The following is a 19,900-nucleotide window of genomic DNA, read 5'->3' on the forward strand; positions in this document are numbered from 1 at the left end:
CGTCACCCGGCCGACAGGAGCTTGTCCCGCTCGGGGTCGGCTCCGGGATCAGCGGCGGCCGTGAGCACTTGGGACCGGGCAGTCACCTGCCCGGCCCCTTCACACAGGTCCAGCGCTCGAGCCAGCTCGTCCTCGGCTTCGGTGACCTGGCCGAGACGATGGAAGACCTGCATCCGGGCGGTACGGCCCTCCCGTTCGAGGTCACGGGCGGACAGGTCGAACGACAGCTCGACCAAGGCGTCCAAGTGAATCAGCGCATCGTCGAGCAGGTCCGAGGCCAGATACGCCCGGCCGAGCTGGTACCTGGTGTAGGCCTCCCCCATGCGGTCCCCGATCCTGCATCGGATGGCCAGGCTGGCCAGCAGGTGGTCGGCTGCCTGACAGGTGTCACCGCGCCAGCGCGCGTTCATTCCCCGCGTGTTCAGAAGGAGTCCGGTCGCGGCCTCATCACTGTCGCCAACCAGGCCAAGTGCCTCGGCCAGCAGCGACTCGGCCAGATCGAAGTCACCGGACTCAGTGCTGAAGATCGCCAGGGTGTTGAGCGCGATCACGAGGTGCTCGCGCTGCCCTGTCTGCCGGCACAGCTCGATACCACGCGCGACGTACTCTCGAGCCAGCGTCCGGTTGCCCAGCCGCTGGTGGCAGCTGGCAAGGTACCGCCAGCCCTCGGCCGCCTCGACGTTGTCCCCGTTCCGCTCGGCGATACGGACCAGCGTCTCGTTGAGCTCGATCGTCTCGGGCAGCCGCTGTTCACGTTCCAGGTCGACCGACAGCGCGTCGACGACAACAGCGGTCGGCGCGTAGAGCACAGCTGACCCACGATCGGCAATCCGCACCATCGCCCGGAGCGCTTCGCGCTCGGCGTCGAACCAAGCTGCCGCTCGCTCGACCGTGTCGCACTGTGGAGGCGCTGCTCGCCGAGCGGTCGGCAGCACGACGGGAAGACTGTGCCGGATCGGCCGGAACTGCTCGCGGGCCTGTCGCGACGCGGCAGCACAGTAGGTGAAGGCACGCTCCAGGGCGGCCGCGCGTGCATTGCCCGCCAGATCGTCCTCGGCAAGCTCAGCAGCGAACAGCCGAAGCAGGTCGTGTAACACGAATCGGCCGGCCCGGGGCTGAACGAGGTGCAGATCGATGAGACGCTGCAGTGCCAGCCTGAGCTCTGCCGCACTGACATCAGCCAGCGCGGCCAGCACGCTCTCACCGAATGTGGGTAAGGGCAGCGCACCCATCAACCCGAAGAGCTCGGCGGCCGCGGACTCACCCGGCTTGTCGCCGAAGCGCAACGCGTCGTAGCTCGCCGCGAAGGTCGCCCGAACACTGACGTGCTCGGCACTCAGCTCGTCCAGCCGGCGGCGGTCGTCGGCGAGCTGCCGAGCCAGGTCAGCCAGCGTCCAGTCCGGGCGCGAAGCCCTCCGGGCGGCCGCGATCCGCAACGCCAGGGGCAATCGCCCGCACAGTTCGGCCACCTCGGCGACCGCACCCTCGTCGTGTTCGTCGGACGGTAGGTACTGCGTCAGCGTGGCGCGGGCTGCCGCCGACGACAAGACATCCAGCGACAGACTCAACGAAGCGTCCAGAGTCGTCAGCCGCTGCCTACTGGTGATCAGGGCCGTACAACCCGCGCTGGCCGGCAGCAGCTGCAATACCTGCCGGGTGTGAACAGCGTTGTCGAGCAGCAGCAAGAGCCTGCGGTCAGCCGTGAGGGTGCGAAAGCGGGCGGCCAGGCCGTCCTCATCCAAGCTGGTCTGTTGCCGATCGCCCAGAGACCGCAGCAACCCAGTGAGCGCGTGCACCCCGGACAGCGGCTCGAGACCCGCGCTGGTCCCGCGCAGATCGACGTACAGCTGGCCATCGGGGTGCAGGTCGGCGAGCAGATGCGCAGCCCTGAGGGACAGCGCCGACTTGCCGACCCCGGCCTGGCCGTCGATCGACACGACGGTCGGCCGAGCCCGATCTCGTGCCGCGCCGGAACAGACCGCCATGATCGCAGCCAACTCGTCCTCACGGCCCACCATCACCCGGCTGTCCCGCGGCAGTTGCCGCGGGATATCGGGCTTCAACGCCTCTGGGGTCCTCCGCGTCGCGCCGCCACCTTTCAAACCAGGATCCCGGGTGAGGATCGCCTGATGAAGGTCATGCAGCTCCTGGCCTGGCTGCATGCCCAGCTCCCGGTCCAGAGCGTCGACCGCTGCCCGGTAGACGGCCAATGCGCCAGCGGTGTCACCGCACCGGTACAGCGCCGTCATCAGCACCATCCACAACGGCTCCCGCGTGGGGTGCTCGGTCAGCAACGCGCGGATCTCGGTCACCGTCTGATGCAGGTCACCGAATTCCATCCGCAGGCTCAGACTGTCCTCCAGAACCTGCTGCCGCTGCTCGTCGAGCAGGTGCAGATGCCGGGTCAGCGGGACATCACTGGGCAGATCCTCACCACACCGGCCACGCCACTGGCCGAGTGCCTCTCGCAACCGGCTGTCCGCGGATGCTCTGTCTCCGGCGGCGAGATCTGCCCGGCCCCGCGAGACCAGTTCACCGAACCGCGCGATGTCCAGCTCGCCGGGAGCAATGACCAGTTCGTACCCGCCGTCCCGGGCCACCAGGCGATCACCGATGGCCCGGCGCAGGCCGGAAGCGTAGGTCCGAAGATTCGCGGTCGCTGACGCGGGCGGCTCGTCCCACAGCAGTCCGGCCAAGCGCTCCATCGCAACCCGCTGGTTCGCGCTCAACAGCAGCGCTGCAAGCAGCCCGCGCTGCTTCGGCCCGCCCAGCGCCAGCTCCTGGCCCGCGCGCGTGACGGAGAGCGGTCCGAGGATGCGGAAGTCGAACTCGCCCAACGACGCCTCCCCAGGACCTCGGCCAACGTGCCACCCGCGAGTGTCACCTCGTGGTGATGCTCAAGCCTAGGTGGTGAGTAGGTCGCCGTTGATCCAGACAGCCTGTACGTCGGTGGTGGTGCCTAGGGTGAAGATTCGGGCTACTGCTTCTTCGTAGTCTTCGGCGTGGTTGATGCCGATGGCCAGGGGGGAGTCTTCGGCGGGGCGGATTAGTTGGGCGTCGAAGGCTTGGCCGGGGCTCAGGTGGCCTACTTGGGGGAGGTTGAGGGCTTCGGCGCCGGCGGTGGTGGCTAGGTAGAGGAGGTGGGTGCCGGTGAGGGGGCGGCCCTGGTCGGCTAGGAGTTGCTGGCAGAAGTAGGCCTGTAGGCCTTCTTTGAGGAGGGAGAAGCCGGCGCCGGCGCCGACGTCCGAGCCTAGGGCCACGCGGACGCCGTACTGGAGGTGGCGGTGCAGGGGGAACAGGCCGCTGCCTAGGGCTGCGTTGCTGGTGGGGCAATGGGCGACGCTGGCGCCGTTGACTCCTAGGAGCTTGAGCTCGACGTCGGTGGGGTGGACGTTGTGGGCGAGCACGGTACGGCGGTCGACCAGGCCGTGCCGCTCGTACGTCGTCACGTAGTCGCTGCCACCGAACAAGTCGGCGACGGTGGCGATCTCGGCCTTGTTCTCGTTCACGTGGGAGGTGAAGAGGGCACCGGGAATCGCTTCCATGAGTTCGCCGCAGGTGGCGAGTAGTTCGTCGGTGCACGACAACGAGAACCGTGGTGTCACGGCGTACCGGTTGCGGCCGGTGCCGTGCCAGCGGTTGGCTAGCGCGAGTGATTCGGCGTACGCGCGGACTGGGGTAGTGAGCAGGTCGGGGCGCAGCAAGCGGTCGCTGAGGACGAGACCGCTGGTGATCCGGAGGCCGACCTCGGAGGCGGCGCCGAACAGGGCGTCCATCGCGTCGCTGTAGTGCGCACCGAAGACGAGGGCGGACGTCGTACCGGCCGCGGCCAGGCCACGCACGAACTCCTTCGCGACTCCGGCGGCATAGATAGCGTCAGCCATCCGGGCTTCCTCGGGGAGCGCGTACTTGTCCAGCCACTCGAGTAGCGGCAGGCCGAGACCGCCGACCGCGCGGATCTGCGGGAAGTGCACGTGCGAGTCGACGAACCCGGGCAGTACGACGCCGCCGGTCAGGTCGACCACCGGTTCGGCCGGGTGCGCCCGGCGGATGTCGAGGAAGGGGCCGCGGGCAACGATTGTGCCGTCCTCGACCAGCAGTCCCGCGTCGGAGTCGACGCGCAGGACACCACCGGTGAACGGGTTCTCCGGGATGTCGATGAAAGTGCCACGGAAGATCGTCATGCCTTCGCCTCACGATGAGCCGGCGCAGGGCGACGCTCGGCGGTGAACAGTTCGAGCAGCCACGCCGCGACGCTGACTGCGATGACGGCCGGCTCCTTACCGGTGATCCCGGAGACTCCGATCGGAGTGGTGATGCGCGCGATGGATTCGGCGGCGTTGCCGTCCTCGGCGAGCTTGCGCTGGAAGCGGGCCCACTTGGCCCGGGAACCGATCAAGCCGATGGTGGCCAGGTGATCGTTGCGGATCGCCGCGTCACACAGGGCCGCGTCTTCGGCGTGATCGTGGGTCATGATCACCGCGTGTGTGCCCGGGGGCAGCTCTCCGACGACCAACTCGGGCAGGACCGGCACATTGTGCACGTGCACAGAGGCGATCGCGTCATCCAGTACGGCGAGTCGTTCCGCCGTGAGTTGATCGGATCGTGAGTCGACCAGGTGCAGCTCGATGTCGTGGCGGGCAAGGATCCGCGCCAGCTCGAGCCCGACGTGGCCGACCCCGAAGATCGCCACCGACGGCACCACGGGCAACGGTTCGAGCAACAACGTGACCTCGCCTCCACAACACTGCACCCCATGCTGGTACGGCGCTTTGTCCGATAGCGCGGCGGTGAGTTCCTCAGGCGTGGTGACCGCCGAGGTGATCATCTCTCGTGCCCGCTCGATCGCCAGAGCTTCCAGGTTGCCGCCGCCAACAGTTGCCCAGACGTTGTCCAGGGCAACGACCATCTTCGCCCCGGCCTCCCGCGGCGCGTGACCGCGAACCGCGGTTACCGTGACGAGCACTCCGGCACGCCGACCGGCCCGCAAGGTCTGGATCGCTTTCACCCACTCCACGAGACACCTCCACGGGCGCGTTGCAGCGCCCAGTAGACAGCCTCGGGGGTGGCAGGCGACGGCAGGTCGACGCTGGTACCGGCGGGACCGAAGGCAGCGGCCGCGTGCCGCAACGCCTCGCGGACCGAGAAGGCCAGCATCAGCGGCGGTTCCCCGACAGCCTTGGAACCGTAGACGGCGCCGTCCTCATGAGCCTTCTCCAGCAGCTGGACGTTGAAGACCTCGGGCATCTCGGAGAAGCTCGGGAGCTTGTAGGTGCTGGCGGCCTGAGTCGCCAGCCGGCCACGCCGCTCGCCGGTGCTCTCGTCCCACCGCAGGTCCTCGAGCGTCAGCCAGCCGGCGCCCTGAACGAAACCACCTTCGATCTGCCCGATGTCGATCAGCGGACTCAGGCTGTCGCCGACGTCGTGCACGATGTCGACCCGACGCAGCCGGTACGCACCGGTGAACCCGTCGACCTCCACCTCGGACGCAGCAACGCCGTACGCGAAGTACTTGAAGGGCTCGCCACGCATCGCGTTGGCGTCCCAGTGCAGACCCTCGGTCCGATAGAAGCCGGCCGCCCACAGTTGAACGCGCTGCATGTACGCGGCGGCGACCAGCTCGTTCCACGGTAGACCGTCTCCCGACAGCCCCCGTACGACGCCGTCCGCGAACCGTACGTCGGACGGGCTGATGCCGAGTCGTCCCGCGGCTACCTGCGCCAGTCGCTCCCGGATCTGCTCGCACGCGTTCTTCACCGCAGCCCCGTTGAGATCGGCGCCGGAGGAAGCCGCGGTCGCTGACGTGTTCGGGACCTTGTCGGTGCGGGTGGGAGCGAGCCGCACTCGGCTGAGCGGTAGCCCCAACGCGGTCGCGGCAACTTGCAGCATCTTGGTGTGCAGACCTTGACCCATCTCGGTGCCACCGTGATTGATCAATACTGATCCATCTTTATACACATGGACCAATGCGCCGGCCTGGTTGAACGCAGTCAGGTTGAACGAGATGCCGAACTTGACCGGCGTCATGGCGAGTCCACGTTTGACGTGATCGTGCGACGCGTTGAACGCCGCGATCTCCGCCTGGCGAGCCGCGACTTCGCCGCCGGACAGCACCTGACTCCAGCAGGACTCCAACCGATCCGCGTGCCGCACCGGCTGCGCGTACGGCGTCGAGTCGCCCGGCTGGTAGAAATTCCGCCGGCGGAGCTCCAGGGCGTCGTACCCGAGTAGTGGTGCGCAGCGGCCGAGGATGTCCTCGATGACCAGCATTCCCTGCGGGCCGCCGAAGCCGCGGAAGGCCGTCTGCGAGGTCTTGTTTGTCTTGGCGATCCGGCCGTCCACGCGCACATGCGGGATCTCGTAGGCGTTGTCGATGTGGCACATCGCCCGGGCCAGGACAGGTTCAGACAGGTCCAGACTCCACCCGCCGTCCGCCGTCAACGTCGCGTCCAGGGCAACCAGCTTGCCGTCGGCGTCGAATCCGACTGTCCACGAGCTGTGGAACCCGTGCCGCTTCCCCGACATCGTCATGTCCTGAGTCCGGTTCAGCCGCAACCGCACCGGCCGTCCGGTCAGCGTCGCGCCCAGTGCCGCGATCGCGGCGAACCCGTGCGGCTGCATCTCCTTGCCGCCGAAACCGCCGCCCATCCGCAGGCACTGCACAGTCACCGAGTGACTGGACAACCCGAGTACATGTGCGACGATCTCCTGCGTCTCGGACGGGTGCTGTGTACTTGACTGGATAAAGATCTGTCCATACTCGTCAACCAAAGCCAATGCCGAGTGCGTCTCCAGATAGAAATGCTCTTGCCCGGCGAACTCGAACTCGCCCCGGAACACATGCGCCGCACCAGCCAACGCAGCCGAGACATCGCCGCGCTCCAGGTGCCGCCCGATGCCCTGGAAGCTCTCAGCCTCGATCGCCTCGCGAACCGTCACCAGCGAAGGCAGCGACTCGTACTCAACCTCCACCGCCAACGCACCGAGCCGAGCAGCCTCCAGCGTCTCGCCGAGCACCCAGCAAATCGCATGCCCGTGGAACATCACCTCGCCTGGGAACAGCGGCTCATCGTGCTTGATCCCCGCGTCGTTTACCCCGGGAACGTCCTCAGCCGTCAACACCCGCACCACGCCAGGTACGTCGTACGCCGGCTTCACGCGCAGCGCGGTGATCCGTGCATGCGCGTACGGCGATTGCACCGGCCAGGCATGCAATACGCCGTGGGTCCGCTGCACCAGATCGTCGGTATACAAGGCGTTTCCGGTCACATGCAGCGCAGCACTCTCATGCGGCATCGGCACCCCGACAACCGCGGCAGCGGGTCGCTCCGACAAGAGACTCATACGTCCAAACCCCCGAAATAGAAGCGCAGCAACGACTGCCCGAGCATCGCCGACCGGTACGACGAACTCGCCCGGTGATCGTCCATCGGCGTACCCTCATTCGCCATCACCGCGGCCACGGTCCGCACGGTGGTCTCGGTCCACGGCTGCCCGATCAACGCGGCTTCGGTGTCCCGCGCCCGCAGCGGTGTCGCCGCGACCCCGCCGAGCCCGATCCGCGCATCCCGGACGATGCCGTCCCGGATGTCGAGCGCGTACCCGATCGCGACGCTGGAGATGTCGTCGAAGCGGCGTTTGGCGATCTTGTGGAACGCCGTCATCGGTGCCAACGGCAACGGAATCACGATCGTCCGAATCAGCTCGTCGGCAGCCTTCACGGTCTGCCGGTACCCGGTGAAGTAGTCGGCCAGCGGCACAACCCGCTCACCGCGGCGGGATGCGAGCACCAGCGATGCATCCAGCGCGAGCAACGCGGGCGGGAGATCCCCGATCGGCGACCCGGTGCCGAGATTGCCACCGATCGTGGCCCCGTTACGGATCAGCCGCGACGCGAACTGCGGAAACACCTCGGACAGCAACGGAACCCGCCCAGCCAGCCGCCGCTCGATCTCGGTCAGCGTGAGCGCGGCGCCGAGCCGCACCTCTCCAGCAGAGACCTCGAACTCGCGCAGCTCGTCCAAGCGGTCGATCGCGACGGTCAGCGCCGGCCGCGAGCCGAAGATGTTGACCTGGACGCCAGTATCGGTGCACCCGGCAACGACCTGCGCATCCGGCCGATCCGTCAGTAGCGCGAGGGCAGCGTCGAGTGTGGTCGGCCGAATGAACTCGCCCTCGCTGGAATGCATGCCAGTGGCAACCGCCGCGGGCGCGGGTTCCGCAGCGCGCGCCCCAAACGCGTCGTTCTCACCAGGCGACCCGAGCGCATAAGCAGCATCCCGGATCGGCCGATACCCGGTACACCGGCAGAGGTTGCCGCTCAACGCGTGCAGATCGAACCCGTTGGCCCCATGCTCATGGTCACCAGCACAGGCCGACCGACCAGGACGGTAGTACTCCGCCGCCATGCTGCACACGAAGCCCGGCGTACAGAATCCGCATTGCGAACCACCGCGGACCGCCAGCTCCTCCTGCACCGGGTGCAGTGCGGCCGGCGTACCGAGACCCTCGGAGGTGATGACCTCCTGCCCGTCCAGCGAGGCGATTGGCAGCAGACACGCGTTCACCGCGGTCCACTCGGTCGGCGTATCGATCCCCGGCCGCGCGACCAGCACCGAGCACGCACCGCATTCGCCCTCGGCGCACCCCTCCTTGGCGCCGGTCAGGCCGCGATCACGCAGCCAGTCCAGCGCGGAGGTGTGCACCGGTACGGCGCCGATCGCGGTCCGCTCGCCATTGACGGTCAAGGCCAGGTTGGTCATCGGTTGCTACTCCAACGGGTTCTCGCACTGTGAATCGGGTTGGCCTCGGAGACGTAGTCGTCGAACCGGTAGCCGGCGATCTTCGCGATCTCGAGCAGCGCGGCGGCGTGCTCCTGGTTCTCGCAGTTGCCGAGCCGGATGCGGCCTTGCTCGACAATTCGAGCGTACGACTCGGCGTCCCGGACGCTGATCACAAGTGGGAAACCAAACCGTTCGCGGTAGGCGCCGGTAATCGTGGCCAGTTCGTCACGCTCCGGGTCGGACAGGAAGGTCAGGCCCTTGTCGGACTGGTCCTTCAGGGACGCCGGACCGCTCAGACCGTCGGCGACGAACTGCGACCCGAGCTGCGGATACGCCTCGATCAGCGCCCGCTGCTCATCACGCGAGCCCGAGAACAGCGCCTCCTGGAACGACCGCCGGAGCGCGTGAGTGTCGGCGTACGGGCGCAGTTCCCAGGCGCGCTCGACTGCCCAGCGCGGCCCCTGGAAGAGCTCGCCGAACGTCTCGACGAACTCTGCCTGGGTCATCTTGTTCACCTGGTCGAGCCGGATCGAGTCGCCCGGCTGCCCGGCCACGGCGGGTCCGAAGTCCTTGCCGACGTGGTGGAACAGGATGTTCAGGAAGATCGCGGTCAGGCTGCCGAGGGTGATGCCGCTGCCGAAGATGATCTCGGCCCAGTCCGGGACCGCTTGCGCGACCTGCGGTTGCGCGGTGACATACATGGCCAGGCCGACACTGGTTGCCACGATCACCACGTTGCGGTGGTCGTTGAAGTCGACCTTCGCCAGGGTCTGGAAGCCGACCACTGCAACGGTTGCGAACATCGCCAGCGCCGCGCCGCCGAGCACCGGGTGCGGGATGCCGGCAACGATCGCACCGGCCTTCGGCAGCAAACCCAGCAGGATCATGATCGCGCCGGCCGCCGCGACCACCCAGCGGCTGCGGATCCGGGTCAGCCGGACCAGACCGACGTTCTCGGCGAAGCAGGTGTAGGGGAACGAGTTGAAGACGCCGCCGATCGTGGTCGCCAGGCCGTCGGCCCGGAGCGCCTTCGCGATGTCCTCCTTGCCGATCCGCTTCTCGACGATCTCGCCAGTGGCGAAGACGTCACCGGTCGTCTCGACCGCGGTGATCAGCATGACCACTACCATCGAGATGATTGCTGCCACCGAGAACTTGGGCCAGCCGAAGTAGAACGGCTGGGTCACTCCGACCCACGCGGCATCGCCGACTGCGCCGAAGTGGGCATCCCCGAACGCCCAGGCCACCAGGGTTCCGATCACCAGGCCGGCCAGTACGGCGATGGTCGCCATGAAGCCCTTGAACACCCGCTGGATGAGCACGATCAGCGCGAGCGTGCCGAGCGCATAGGCCATGTTCTTCCCGCTGGTCGGCGCTGCAGTCGGACCCGCGCCACCGACGGCGTCCCCGGCCGCGACCGGCAGCAACGCCAGGCCGATGATCGTGATCACCGAGCCGGTCACCACCGGCGGGAAGAAGCGGATCAGCTTGCTGAAGAACGGCGCGATGAAGAAGGTGGCCAGTCCGGCGACCAGTACGGCGCCGTAGATCACCAGCAGACCGTTGGTTCCGCCGCCTGCGGCCATGCCGATCGCGATCATCGGCGAGACCGCCGTGAACGTGACGCCCTGCAACAGCGGCAGCCGAACGCCGACCTTCCAGAAGCCGACCGACTGGATGATCGACGCGATCCCGCAGGTGAAGAGGTCGGCGTTGATCAGGTGGATCAGCTGCTCGGTCGTCAGCCCGATCGCGTTCGCCAGCAGAATCGGCACGATCACGGCGCCCGCGTAGAACGCGAGCACGTGTTGCGCGCCGTACACGGCGAGTTTGCCGGGAGGCAGTACCTGGTCGACAGGGTGGCGGCTGGTGCGGGCTGCCTTCATCGGACATCGCTCCTCAGGGTTTGACCTGCACGCCAGCATCGGCCCGGAGCGGCCCGGATTGCACCCGAGGAACCTCCGAAGATGGACCGGCGACTCACCTCCGGATTTGGAGGATCCACCAATCAGAGTGACTTCAGCGCCAGAAACACGTCAACCCGGTTCTCGAGGGTCGACAGATCGCGCCCGGTCAGTTGCTCAACGCGTTCGATCCGGTACCGAACCGTGTTGACATGCAGGTGCAGGAGGTCCGCCGTACGGGTCCAGGAACCGTCGCAGCCGAGGAAGGCCTGCAGAGTGGTGAGCAGGTCGGCGTTGGTACGGCGGTCCTGTTCGAGCACCGGGCCGAGTACGCGCTGGGTGTAGGTACGACGGACGTCGTCGGGCAGCGTGGAGAGCAGGAGCACGTGCGAGGCGACCTCGTCGGACGTGACGACCGAGACCGGGGCCCGGCTGCCCGCGGCGGCGCGCTGGGCGAACCGGGCCTCCTCGAGCCCGCCGGCGAGCGCGTCGACGGCCGTTTCGCCGCTCACTCCGACCGCGAGCCGGGCTCTGTGCAGGCCGGGTGCGAGCCTTCCGAAGGCGCGTCGTAGCTGCTCCGCGAGACCGGGGGCGGCTGGCAGGAATCCGACGAGCAGACCGTCCCGCGCCGCTGCGACCACGGCCGGTCCGACGGTCAGCGCAACGTCCTCGAAGAGGCTGAGCGCCACCTCGCTGGGGCCGTCGTCCCGCAGGTCACCGACCGCCACAACCAGCGGCTGACCCGACAACGCGCCCGCCTGCCGCAGCCTGGCGGCGACCTCGGCATGAGGTGCGCCTGACTCGACCAGGGCAAGCGCATCGGCCACCAAGGGCCGCAGCGCACGCCTGCCTTCGTCCCGTCTGGCCCGATCCAGCGCGCCGATCGCGCACAGTTCGTGCACAGCTTCGACGTGATCGCGGGACCAGGTGGTGTAGTCGCCGTCTATCACCAGCACCCACGCAGTCAGCCGGTTGCCAAGCCCGGAACCGACCGGAAACAGGCTGTACGACGCCTCGCCCGCTGTTGCTGTTGCCGGAGTCCGATCCGCCGTGAGGAACCGATGGGTGATCGTGTCCAGGACCTCGGCCGGCAGCTCGCCGGGGCCGGGGACTACATGGCGCCCGGTCGGGGTGAGTACCCGGCAGTCGTGCCCGATCTCGGAGGAAATCCGGGCGGCGAGCTCGTCCAGACTGCGGCCGGACGCGATCGACGACAGCAGTTGCCGCTGACGGATCAGGCTCGCGGACAGGCGGGCTCCGGTCTCCGCCGACCCGGCAGCAGCGACGTACTCCGTGATGTCGGCGAACGCGATCTCGATCGGCACCTCGATCAACGTGACCTCGTGCCGCTGACACGCGTCCAGCAGGTCGGCCGGTACGTCGCCTAGTTGCGCTCGCCCGGCCAGGATCGTGCTGGCGCCGCGGGCAGCCATCGAGGCCACGAACAGCTCGCTGTCGAGCGGTCGGCGACGCCAAACCAGGCCGGTCAGGACGACTTCGCCGCCGTTCAGATAGCGGCCCGGATCCAGGAGATCGGTCGTCACCAGTCGCCCGACATGCCGGTCCAGTGCGCCACCTGCGGCATGCATCAACCGCAGTCCGAGCTCCGGCGCATCCAGCAACTCCGACAGCAGCACGCCGTACCTCCTGATGTTGTGCCTGTTCAGGCCCCAGCTCTGCCTTTAGAGGAACGTACAACGCGCACCCGCGTACGTGGGGCGCTTGACTCCTGGTTCTTCGTGAACTTATGGTCCTTTCGCAGAACAGAATTCAAATTCCGCAATACGGAAACTGGAGTGACCATGGCTCATCAGCTGCGCCACACGGTGAACTGCTCGCTGCTCTTCACCGAGCTGCCCCTGCTGGAGCGCCCGGCCGCGGCGAAGCAGGCCGGATTCGGAGCGGTCGAGTTCTGGTGGCCGTTCGTCGAGGCGGTCCCGCCGGACCGGCAGGTCGATGCGTTCGTCGCCGCGATCACCGATGCCGGGGTGCAGCTGACCGGGCTGAACTTCTTCGCCGGTGACATGCCGGGCGGCGATCGCGGTCTGGTGTCCTGGCCGAAGCGGGCCGGCGAGTTCCGCGACAACGTCGATGTCACCGTGGGTATCGGCTCGCGGCTCGGCACGGTCGGCTTCAACGCGCTCTACGGCAACCGCCTGGACGACGTTTCAGCTGCCGAGCAGGACGAGCTCGCGGTTGAGAACCTCGCGCTGGCGGCTCGTGCGGCCGCCCGGATCGGCGCGACCGTGCTGGTCGAACCGGTCAGCGGGGCCTCTCGCTACCCACTACTCACAGCTGCTGACGCCTTGGCGGTGATCGACCGCGTCGACGTACCGAATCTTGGTCTGCTTGCGGACCTCTATCACCTTGCCGTCAACGGGGACGACGTCGAGCGCGTGATCGCCAACCACACCAACCGGATCGCGCACGTGCAGATCGCAGACGCGCCGGGCCGGGGTGAGCCGGGGTCCGGCACCTTGCCGCTCGACCAGCAGCTGACCGCCCTCGAGGCGCACGGCTACACGGGGTGGGTCGGGCTCGAGTACAAGCCATCCACCACTACCGACGAATGCTTCGGCTGGCTGCCGTTCGAGCGCCGATGAACTTGTATAGGAGACACGACATGACGAATATCGCCTTCATCGGTCTCGGGATCATGGGCAACCCGATGGCTGTTCATCTGGCTCAGGCCGGTCACACGGTCGCTGGGCTGGACCGCAGTGTGGAGCGCACCGCGGAGTTGGTTGCGGCGGGTGGTCGCGCCGCCTCGTCGATCGCCGACGTGGTCAAGGGCGCCGACGTGATCTGCGTGATGGTGCCAGACTCACCGGACGTCCAGGACGTCCTCGAAGACGTCTTCCAGGAGGCCGAGACAGGCACCCTGATCATCGACTTCTCCAGCATCCGTCCCGACGTCACTCAGCAACTCGCCGCACAGGCTCAGGCGCTCGGCTTCCGGTTGCTCGATGCACCTGTCTCCGGCGGCGAGGCGGGCGCGAAGAACGCCGTACTGTCGATCATGGTCGGCGGGTCGGCCGAGGACTTTCTTGAGGCCAAGCCGCTGTTCGACGTGGTTGGCAAGACCGTTGTCCACGTCGGGCCCAGCGGTTCCGGCCAGACGGTCAAGGCAGCCAACCAGCTGATTGTTGCCGCGAACATCCAAGCTGTCGCGGAGGCCGTTGTCTTCCTTGAGGCGTACGGCGTTGATACCGCCGCGGCTCTCGAGGTTCTGGGTGGTGGGCTCGCTGGTTCGACCGTGCTTCAGCAGAAGAGGGCGAACATGTTGTCACGTTCCTTCGAACCTGGGTTCCGGATCGACTTGCACCACAAGGACATGGGCATCGTGACTGCGGCGGCTCGGGAGGCGGGCGTCGTCGCACCGCTCGGGTCGTTGGTGGCGCAGCTGGTCGCGTCGGCGCGCGCCAACGGTGACGGCGGACTGGACCACTCCGCGCTGCTGCGTGGCGTCGAGCGGTTGTCCGGCAAGGCGGTGTCCTGATGGCTCGCATGCGGGCGGTCGACGCGGCGGTGCTGATCCTGGAGAAGGAGGGCTCGACGCAGGCGTTCGGGTTGCCGGGAGCCGCGATCAATCCCTTCTACAGCGCGATCCGTGCTCACGGTGGGATCAAGCACGTGCTTGCGCGGCACGTTGAGGCCGCGTCGCATATGGCCGAGGGCTACACCCGGGCGGCTGCGGGCAACATCGGCGTGTGTATCGGTACGTCGGGGCCTGCTGGAACCGACATGATCACCGGGCTGTACTCCGCGTCTGCGGACTCGATTCCGATCTTGTGTATCACCGGGCAGGCGCCCGTGGCGAAGCTGCACAAGGAGGACTTCCAGGCGGTCGACATCTCGTCGATCGCGGCGCCGGTGGCGAAGTGGGCGGTCACCGTGATGGAGGCCGCGCAGGTACCGGGGACGTTCCAGAAGGCCTTCCAGATCATGCGATCCGGGCGTCCCGGTCCGGTGTTGGTCGACCTTCCGCTCGATGTGCAGCTGGCCGAGATCGAGTTCGACATCTCTTCTTATGAGCCGCTGCCGCTCGCGCGTCCGGCCGCGACTCGTTTGCAGGCTGAGAAGGTGCTGTCGATGCTGGCGAGCGGTTCGTGTCCGCTGATCGTGGCCGGCGGTGGCATCATCAACGCGGACGCGGCCGACCTGCTGGTCGAATTCGCCGAGCTGACCGGGATTCCCGTCGTACCGACGTTGATGGGCTGGGGTGCGATCGGCGACGACCACCCGCTGAGTGCGGGGATGGTGGGGCTGCAGACCTCGCATCGGTATGGCAACGCGACGATGCTCGCGGCGGACGTCGTACTGGGGATCGGGAACCGCTGGGCCAACCGGCACACGGGTGGACTCGATGTGTACACGGCTGGACGGAAGTTCATCCACGTGGATATTGAGCCGACGCAGATCGGGCGGGTGTTCGCGCCGGACTACGGGGTTGTGTCGGACGCGCGGGCGGCCCTCTCGGTGTTCGTGGAGGTTGCGCGTGAGTGGGCGGCGGACGGTCGGTTGCCTGACCGTACGGCGTGGGCCGCGGAGTGCCGTGAGCGCCGTACGACGTTGCAGCGGCGGACCCACTTCGACGCGGTACCGATCAAGCCGCAGCGCGTGTACGAGGAGATGAACCGCGCGTTCGGACCGGACACGCGGTACGTCTCAACGATCGGGCTCTCGCAGATCCAGGCCGCGCAGATGCTGCACGTGTACCGGCCGCGGCACTGGATCAACGCCGGCCAGGCCGGCCCGCTCGGCTGGACTGTCCCGGCCGCGCTCGGGGTCGCTGTCGCGGACCCATCGGCCACAGTCGTCGCGCTCTCCGGCGACTACGACTTCCAGTTCTTGATCGAGGAGTTGGCGGTCGGGGCCCAGTTCAACATCCCGTACATCCATGTCGTGGTGAACAACTCTTATCTAGGGTTGATTCGACAGGCTCAACGTGGATTCAACATGGACTACTGTGTTCAACTCTCGTTCGAGAACATCAACAGTCCGGAGGTTCACGGCTACGGTGTCGACCATCTCAAGGTGGCCGAAGGCCTGGGCTGCAAGGCCTTGCGGGTCGTCGAACCGGACGACATTCTCCCTGCTTTGGAGCAGGCGAAGAAGCTGATGGTCGAACACCAGGTCCCGATCGTCGTCGAGGTCATCCTGGAACGCGTCACCAACGTCTCGATGGGCCTCGAGATCGACAACATCATCGAGTTCGAGGACCTGGCCGTCGACCCGTCGGACGCGCCGACCGCCCTCGCCTTGCTCGACTGATGGTGCGGGTGCTCATTGCCTCCGACAAATTCAAGGGCAGCCTGACAAGCGCGCAGGTGGCCGCTGCGGTCGAAGCCGGGGTACGGCGAGTGCACCCCGGCGCGACCGTGGTCGCCGTACCGGTGGCTGACGGTGGCGACGGCACCCTGGCCGCCGCCGTGGCGGCCGGGTACACCCTGGTCCCAGTTGTCGCCTCCGGACCCACCGGCCTACCAGTCCACTCCGGCTACGCCCGCCGCGGCGACACCGCGGTCGTGGAGCTCGCAGATGTCTGCGGCCTCGTCCGCCTACCCGACGGCTTCGCCCCACTAACCGCCTCCTCCTTCGGCTGCGGCGAACTAATGGCCGCAGCCCTAGAAGCCGGCTGCACCCAACTAATCCTCGGCATAGGCGGCAGCGCCTCCACCGACGGCGGAATCGGCATGCTCCAAGCCCTCTCAGCCCCCGCCACCGCACAGCCCCGCGCCTTGGCCACCGCACCGCCCCCCGCCTCCGCCACTGCACCGCCCCCCACCTCCGTCACCGCACCGCCCCGCGCCTCCGCCACTGCACCGGCCCTCGCCTCCGTCACCGCACCGCCCTCCGCCTCCGCACCGCCCTCCGCCATCTCACCTGGTTGGACGCTCGACCTCGCCGCCCTGCGGGCCCGCCTCGACGGCGTGCAGGTCGTGGTGGCGTGCGACGTGGACAACCCGCTCACCGGACCACGGGGCGCGGCGTCCGTCTACGGTCCGCAGAAGGGCGCGTCCCCAGCAGAGGTCGCCATCCTGGACGCCAGACTCACCGACTGGGCCGACCACGTCGCCGCAGCCACCGGTCGCGACCTCCGCGACGAGCCAGGCGCGGGAGCGGCCGGCGGCGTCGGCTTCGCCGCACTGGCCCTACTGAACGCCGAACTGCGCCCAGGCATCGACCTCATGCTGGAGCTGGTCGGATTCCGCAACCAGCTCACCGGTGCAGACCTGGTCATCACCGGTGAAGGCGCCCTCGACGAACAGACCCTGCACGGCAAGGCGGTCGCCGGCGTCGCGGCAGCCTCCGACGTACCGGTCGTAGCGGTCTGCGGCGTCAACAGACTGCGCCCCGACCAACTGACCACGATCGGCGTACAAGCGGCGTACGCATTGACCGATGTTGAGCCGGATGTTGCGCGTTGCATCGCGGAACCGATTCCGCTGCTGGAGAAACTTGCCGGGCGGATCGCGAGCGAGCACCTTACGATGGCGAAAACCGGGGAGGGCAGCGCATGACTGGACTGGATCTGGTGATCCGGGCTCGACGAGTAGTACGCGCCACCGGCGAGCAGGCTGGTTCGATCGGCATCACCGACGGCCGGATCGTTGCCATCGCGCCGTACGACGCGGAGCTGGTAGCCGCCGCCGAGGTTCGGCTCGCAGACGACGAGGTGCTGTTGCCGGGTCTCGTCGATTCACATGTTCACGTGAACGATCCGGGCCGGACGGCGTGGGAGGGGTTCACTTCCGCGACCCGAGCCGCGGCCGCCGGTGGCGTCACCACGATCATCGACATGCCGCTGAACAGCCTGCCGCCGACCTGCGACGTACCGGCGCTGGCGTTGAAGCGGGAGACTGCAGCACCACAGGCGTTCGTCGACACCGGCTTCTGGGGCGGTGCGATCCCAGGCAATCTGGCGGAGCTCCAGCCGCTGCACGAGGCTGGTGTCTTCGGGTTCAAGTGCTTCCTGCTGCATTCGGGGGTCGACGAGTTCCCGCCGCTCGACTCGGCCCAGCTGGAACAGGCGATGGTCGAGCTCAGTTCGTTCGACGGTCTGCTGATCGTGCACGCGGAAGATGCCCACAGCATCGACCACGCCCCGCCGCCGCGCGGCGCGTCGTACGAGGACTTCCTGAACTCACGCCCGCGCGCGGCCGAGAACCAAGCCGTTGCCCAGGTCATCGATCTCGCCAAGCAGACCGGCTGCCGCGTCCACATCCTGCACGTCTCCAGCGCTGAGGTCCTGCCGCTGATCGCGGCCGCGAAGGCCGACGGCGTCCGGATCACCGCGGAGACCTGCCCGCACTACCTGACCTTCGCCGCCGAAGAGATTCCCGACGGCGCCACGCAGTACAAGTGCTGCCCGCCGATCCGCGAGGCGTCGAACCGCGACCAACTGTGGGCCGGGCTGCGCGCCAGCACCATCGATCTCGTCGTCTCCGACCACTCGCCGTCGACGATCGACCTCAAGCACCTGGACACCGGCGATTTCGGTACGGCGTGGGGCGGTATCGCATCCCTCCAAGTCGGCCTCCCGGCGGTCTGGACCGAGGCCCGCCGCCGCGGATTCACCCTCGCCGACGTCGTCGGCTGGATGTCGACCGCACCCGCCGTCCAGACCGGTCTGACCGCGAAAGGCCGGATCGAGGTCGGCGCCGACGCCGACCTCTGCGTCCTCGCCCCCGACCAGACCTTCGTCGTCCACGCTGACGAACTCCACCACAAGAACGCCATCACGCCGTACGACGGCCGCACCCTGTACGGCGTCGTCCGCGGCACCTGGCTTCGCGGCGTACCGATCGCCTCCGATCCGTCCGGCCGCCTGCTGACCCGAGGAGAACCCCGATGAACTACTACGCCCCCAAGGGCGGCCTGCCCGGCCAGACCGACCTCACCACGGACCGGGCAGTCTTCACCGAGGCCTACGCGGTCCTGCCCCGCGGCACCATGCGCGACATCGTCACCAGCCGCCTCCCGTTCTGGGACAACACCCGCCTCTGGGTCATCGCCCGCCCCCTCTCCGGCTTCGCCGAGACCTTCTCGCAGTACATCGTCGAAGTAGCCCCCGGCGGCGGCAGCACCAAACCCGACACCGACCCCGCCGCCGAAGCCGTCATCTTCGTTGTCGACGGCAACATTACGTTGACAGTCTCCGGTGTCGAACATGCTTTGTCGCCAGGCGGTTACGCCTACCTACCGCCAGGCGGCGACTGGACGATCCGCAACACGACCGACGCCACCTGCACCTTCCACCTGATCCGCAAGGCCTACGAGCAGATCGAAGGCATCGACGTACCAACTCCTTTTGTCACCAACGAGACCGACGTCGAAGGCATCCCCATGCCCGGCACCGACGGCGCCTGGCAAACCCAACGCTTCGTAGACCCCGACGACCTCCGCCACGACATGCACGTCAACATCGTCACCTTCCAACCCGGCGGCGCCATCCCGTTCCCCGAAACCCACGTCATGGAACACGGCCTCTACATCCTCGAAGGCAAAGCCGTCTACTTGTTGAACAAGGATTGGGTAGAAGTCCAAGCCGGCGACTTCCTCTGGCTCCGCTCCTTCTGCCCCCAAGCCTGCTACGCCGGCGGACCCACCCCCTTCCGCTACCTCCTCTACAAAGACGTAAACCGCCACCCCAAACTCACCCTGTAAGAGGGGGAAGGGAAGAAAGGGAAGGACCTTCCCCGCGTGCTACGCAGTCACTCCTTCGTCGCGCCTGCTACGCGCGCACCCGCCCACCCTTAGCTCCCTCCGGGCTACCGCCCGGTCTTGCGGGCTACCGCCCGCGCCAACCACCCGTGGCCGGCGTCATCCGGCGATTGCCGCCGTCACACCAACCGACGCCTGCCACCCACAGGAGGCACAGATCTCCTCATGAGGATCGTGAGCGAGAGGCGGCCTTGTCAATGACCGGTCCGACAGACACATTTGAGTCGAACTTGAAGGCTGGGTCAGGTGTGCCAGCCGGGTAAGCACGGAGAGCCGGGCGTGCGTCTCGATCCTCGTTCCAGCCCGCGATCTCGTCGCTGAGCTCCTGTGCGAGGTTGAGCCCACAAGTGCCGCGGCCGATAACGCCCAGCTCATGGATGCCGTCACCGACCCGCCGAATCGCGAGATAGGCCGCCAGCTTCCGCCCTGTCCCTTCGTATGTACCCGGCCGGCGCAGCACCAACCGGGCGTTCGCCAAGCCGCTAC

General features: G+C 67.5%; 13 protein-coding genes. 6 read left to right on the top strand and 7 right to left on the bottom strand.

The genetic code is table 11. The features are described 5' to 3' along the window. Positions 1-2 precede the first annotated feature (2 nt). From ABD231_RS23815 to ABD231_RS23845, 7 genes are all read right to left on the bottom strand, one after another. Positions 3-2,837 (bottom strand): AfsR/SARP family transcriptional regulator, encoded by a 2,835-nt coding sequence (locus tag ABD231_RS23815; RefSeq protein ID WP_344156013.1) that lies wholly within the window; start codon positions 2,835-2,837, stop codon positions 3-5. A gap of 66 nt (positions 2,838-2,903) precedes the next feature. Further along, on the bottom strand, positions 2,904-4,184 hold the full coding sequence (guaD, locus tag ABD231_RS23820) for a guanine deaminase (RefSeq protein ID WP_344156015.1): 1,281 nt from the start codon (positions 4,182-4,184) through the stop codon (positions 2,904-2,906). Then, on the bottom strand, positions 4,181-5,017 hold the full coding sequence (gene xdhC, locus ABD231_RS23825) for a xanthine dehydrogenase accessory protein XdhC (protein WP_344156018.1): 837 nt from the start codon (positions 5,015-5,017) through the stop codon (positions 4,181-4,183). Before xdhC ends, guaD begins: the two co-directional genes overlap by 4 nt. Continuing rightward, on the bottom strand, positions 5,005-7,344 hold the full coding sequence (xdhB, locus tag ABD231_RS23830; RefSeq protein ID WP_344156021.1) for a xanthine dehydrogenase molybdopterin binding subunit: 2,340 nt from the start codon (positions 7,342-7,344) through the stop codon (positions 5,005-5,007). Before xdhB ends, xdhC begins: the two co-directional genes overlap by 13 nt. Beyond that, entirely contained in the window at positions 7,341-8,762 is a 1,422-nt protein-coding gene (locus ABD231_RS23835) for a xanthine dehydrogenase small subunit (protein ID WP_344156024.1), read from the bottom strand. Before ABD231_RS23835 ends, xdhB begins: the two co-directional genes overlap by 4 nt. Next, on the bottom strand, positions 8,759-10,669 hold the full coding sequence (gene uraD, locus ABD231_RS23840) for a 2-oxo-4-hydroxy-4-carboxy-5-ureidoimidazoline decarboxylase (protein WP_344156027.1): 1,911 nt from the start codon (positions 10,667-10,669) through the stop codon (positions 8,759-8,761). The genes ABD231_RS23835 and uraD overlap by 4 nt, the downstream gene beginning before the upstream one ends. 122 nt (positions 10,670-10,791) lie before the next feature. Next, on the bottom strand, positions 10,792-12,324 hold the full coding sequence (locus ABD231_RS23845; protein ID WP_344156030.1) for a PucR family transcriptional regulator: 1,533 nt from the start codon (positions 12,322-12,324) through the stop codon (positions 10,792-10,794). A 165-nt stretch (positions 12,325-12,489) separates the two neighbouring features. Here ABD231_RS23845 and ABD231_RS23850 point away from each other — a divergent pair, with 165 nt between their 5' ends. Genes ABD231_RS23850 through ABD231_RS23875 form a run of 6 tightly spaced genes read left to right on the top strand, consistent with a single transcriptional unit; the run spans position 12,490 to position 19,357 of the window. Continuing rightward, positions 12,490-13,290: a hydroxypyruvate isomerase family protein gene (locus ABD231_RS23850; protein ID WP_344156033.1), complete on the top strand. Its 801-nt coding sequence runs from the start codon at positions 12,490-12,492 to the stop codon at positions 13,288-13,290. After that, positions 13,287-14,186, top strand: a complete 900-nt coding sequence (locus ABD231_RS23855; RefSeq protein ID WP_344156036.1) for a 2-hydroxy-3-oxopropionate reductase — start codon at positions 13,287-13,289, stop codon at positions 14,184-14,186. Before ABD231_RS23850 ends, ABD231_RS23855 begins: the two co-directional genes overlap by 4 nt. After that, positions 14,186-15,961 (top strand): glyoxylate carboligase, encoded by a 1,776-nt coding sequence (gene gcl / locus ABD231_RS23860; RefSeq protein ID WP_344156039.1) that lies wholly within the window; start codon positions 14,186-14,188, stop codon positions 15,959-15,961. Before ABD231_RS23855 ends, gcl begins: the two co-directional genes overlap by 1 nt. Further along, positions 15,961-17,211 carry a glycerate kinase gene (locus ABD231_RS23865; protein ID WP_344156041.1) on the top strand — a complete coding sequence of 417 codons (1,251 nt, stop codon included), beginning with the start codon at positions 15,961-15,963 and terminating at the stop codon, positions 17,209-17,211. The genes gcl and ABD231_RS23865 overlap by 1 nt, the downstream gene beginning before the upstream one ends. Continuing rightward, on the top strand, positions 17,208-18,545 hold the full coding sequence (gene allB / locus ABD231_RS23870) for an allantoinase AllB (RefSeq protein ID WP_344156044.1): 1,338 nt from the start codon (positions 17,208-17,210) through the stop codon (positions 18,543-18,545). The genes ABD231_RS23865 and allB overlap by 4 nt, the downstream gene beginning before the upstream one ends. After that, positions 18,542-19,357: a bifunctional allantoicase/(S)-ureidoglycine aminohydrolase gene (locus ABD231_RS23875; protein WP_344156047.1), complete on the top strand. Its 816-nt coding sequence runs from the start codon at positions 18,542-18,544 to the stop codon at positions 19,355-19,357. The genes allB and ABD231_RS23875 overlap by 4 nt, the downstream gene beginning before the upstream one ends. Positions 19,358-19,900 lie beyond the last annotated feature (543 nt).

The sequence above is a fragment of the Kribbella yunnanensis genome, from assembly GCF_039529655.1.
Classification (GTDB): Bacteria; Actinomycetota; Actinomycetes; order Propionibacteriales; family Kribbellaceae; genus Kribbella; species Kribbella yunnanensis.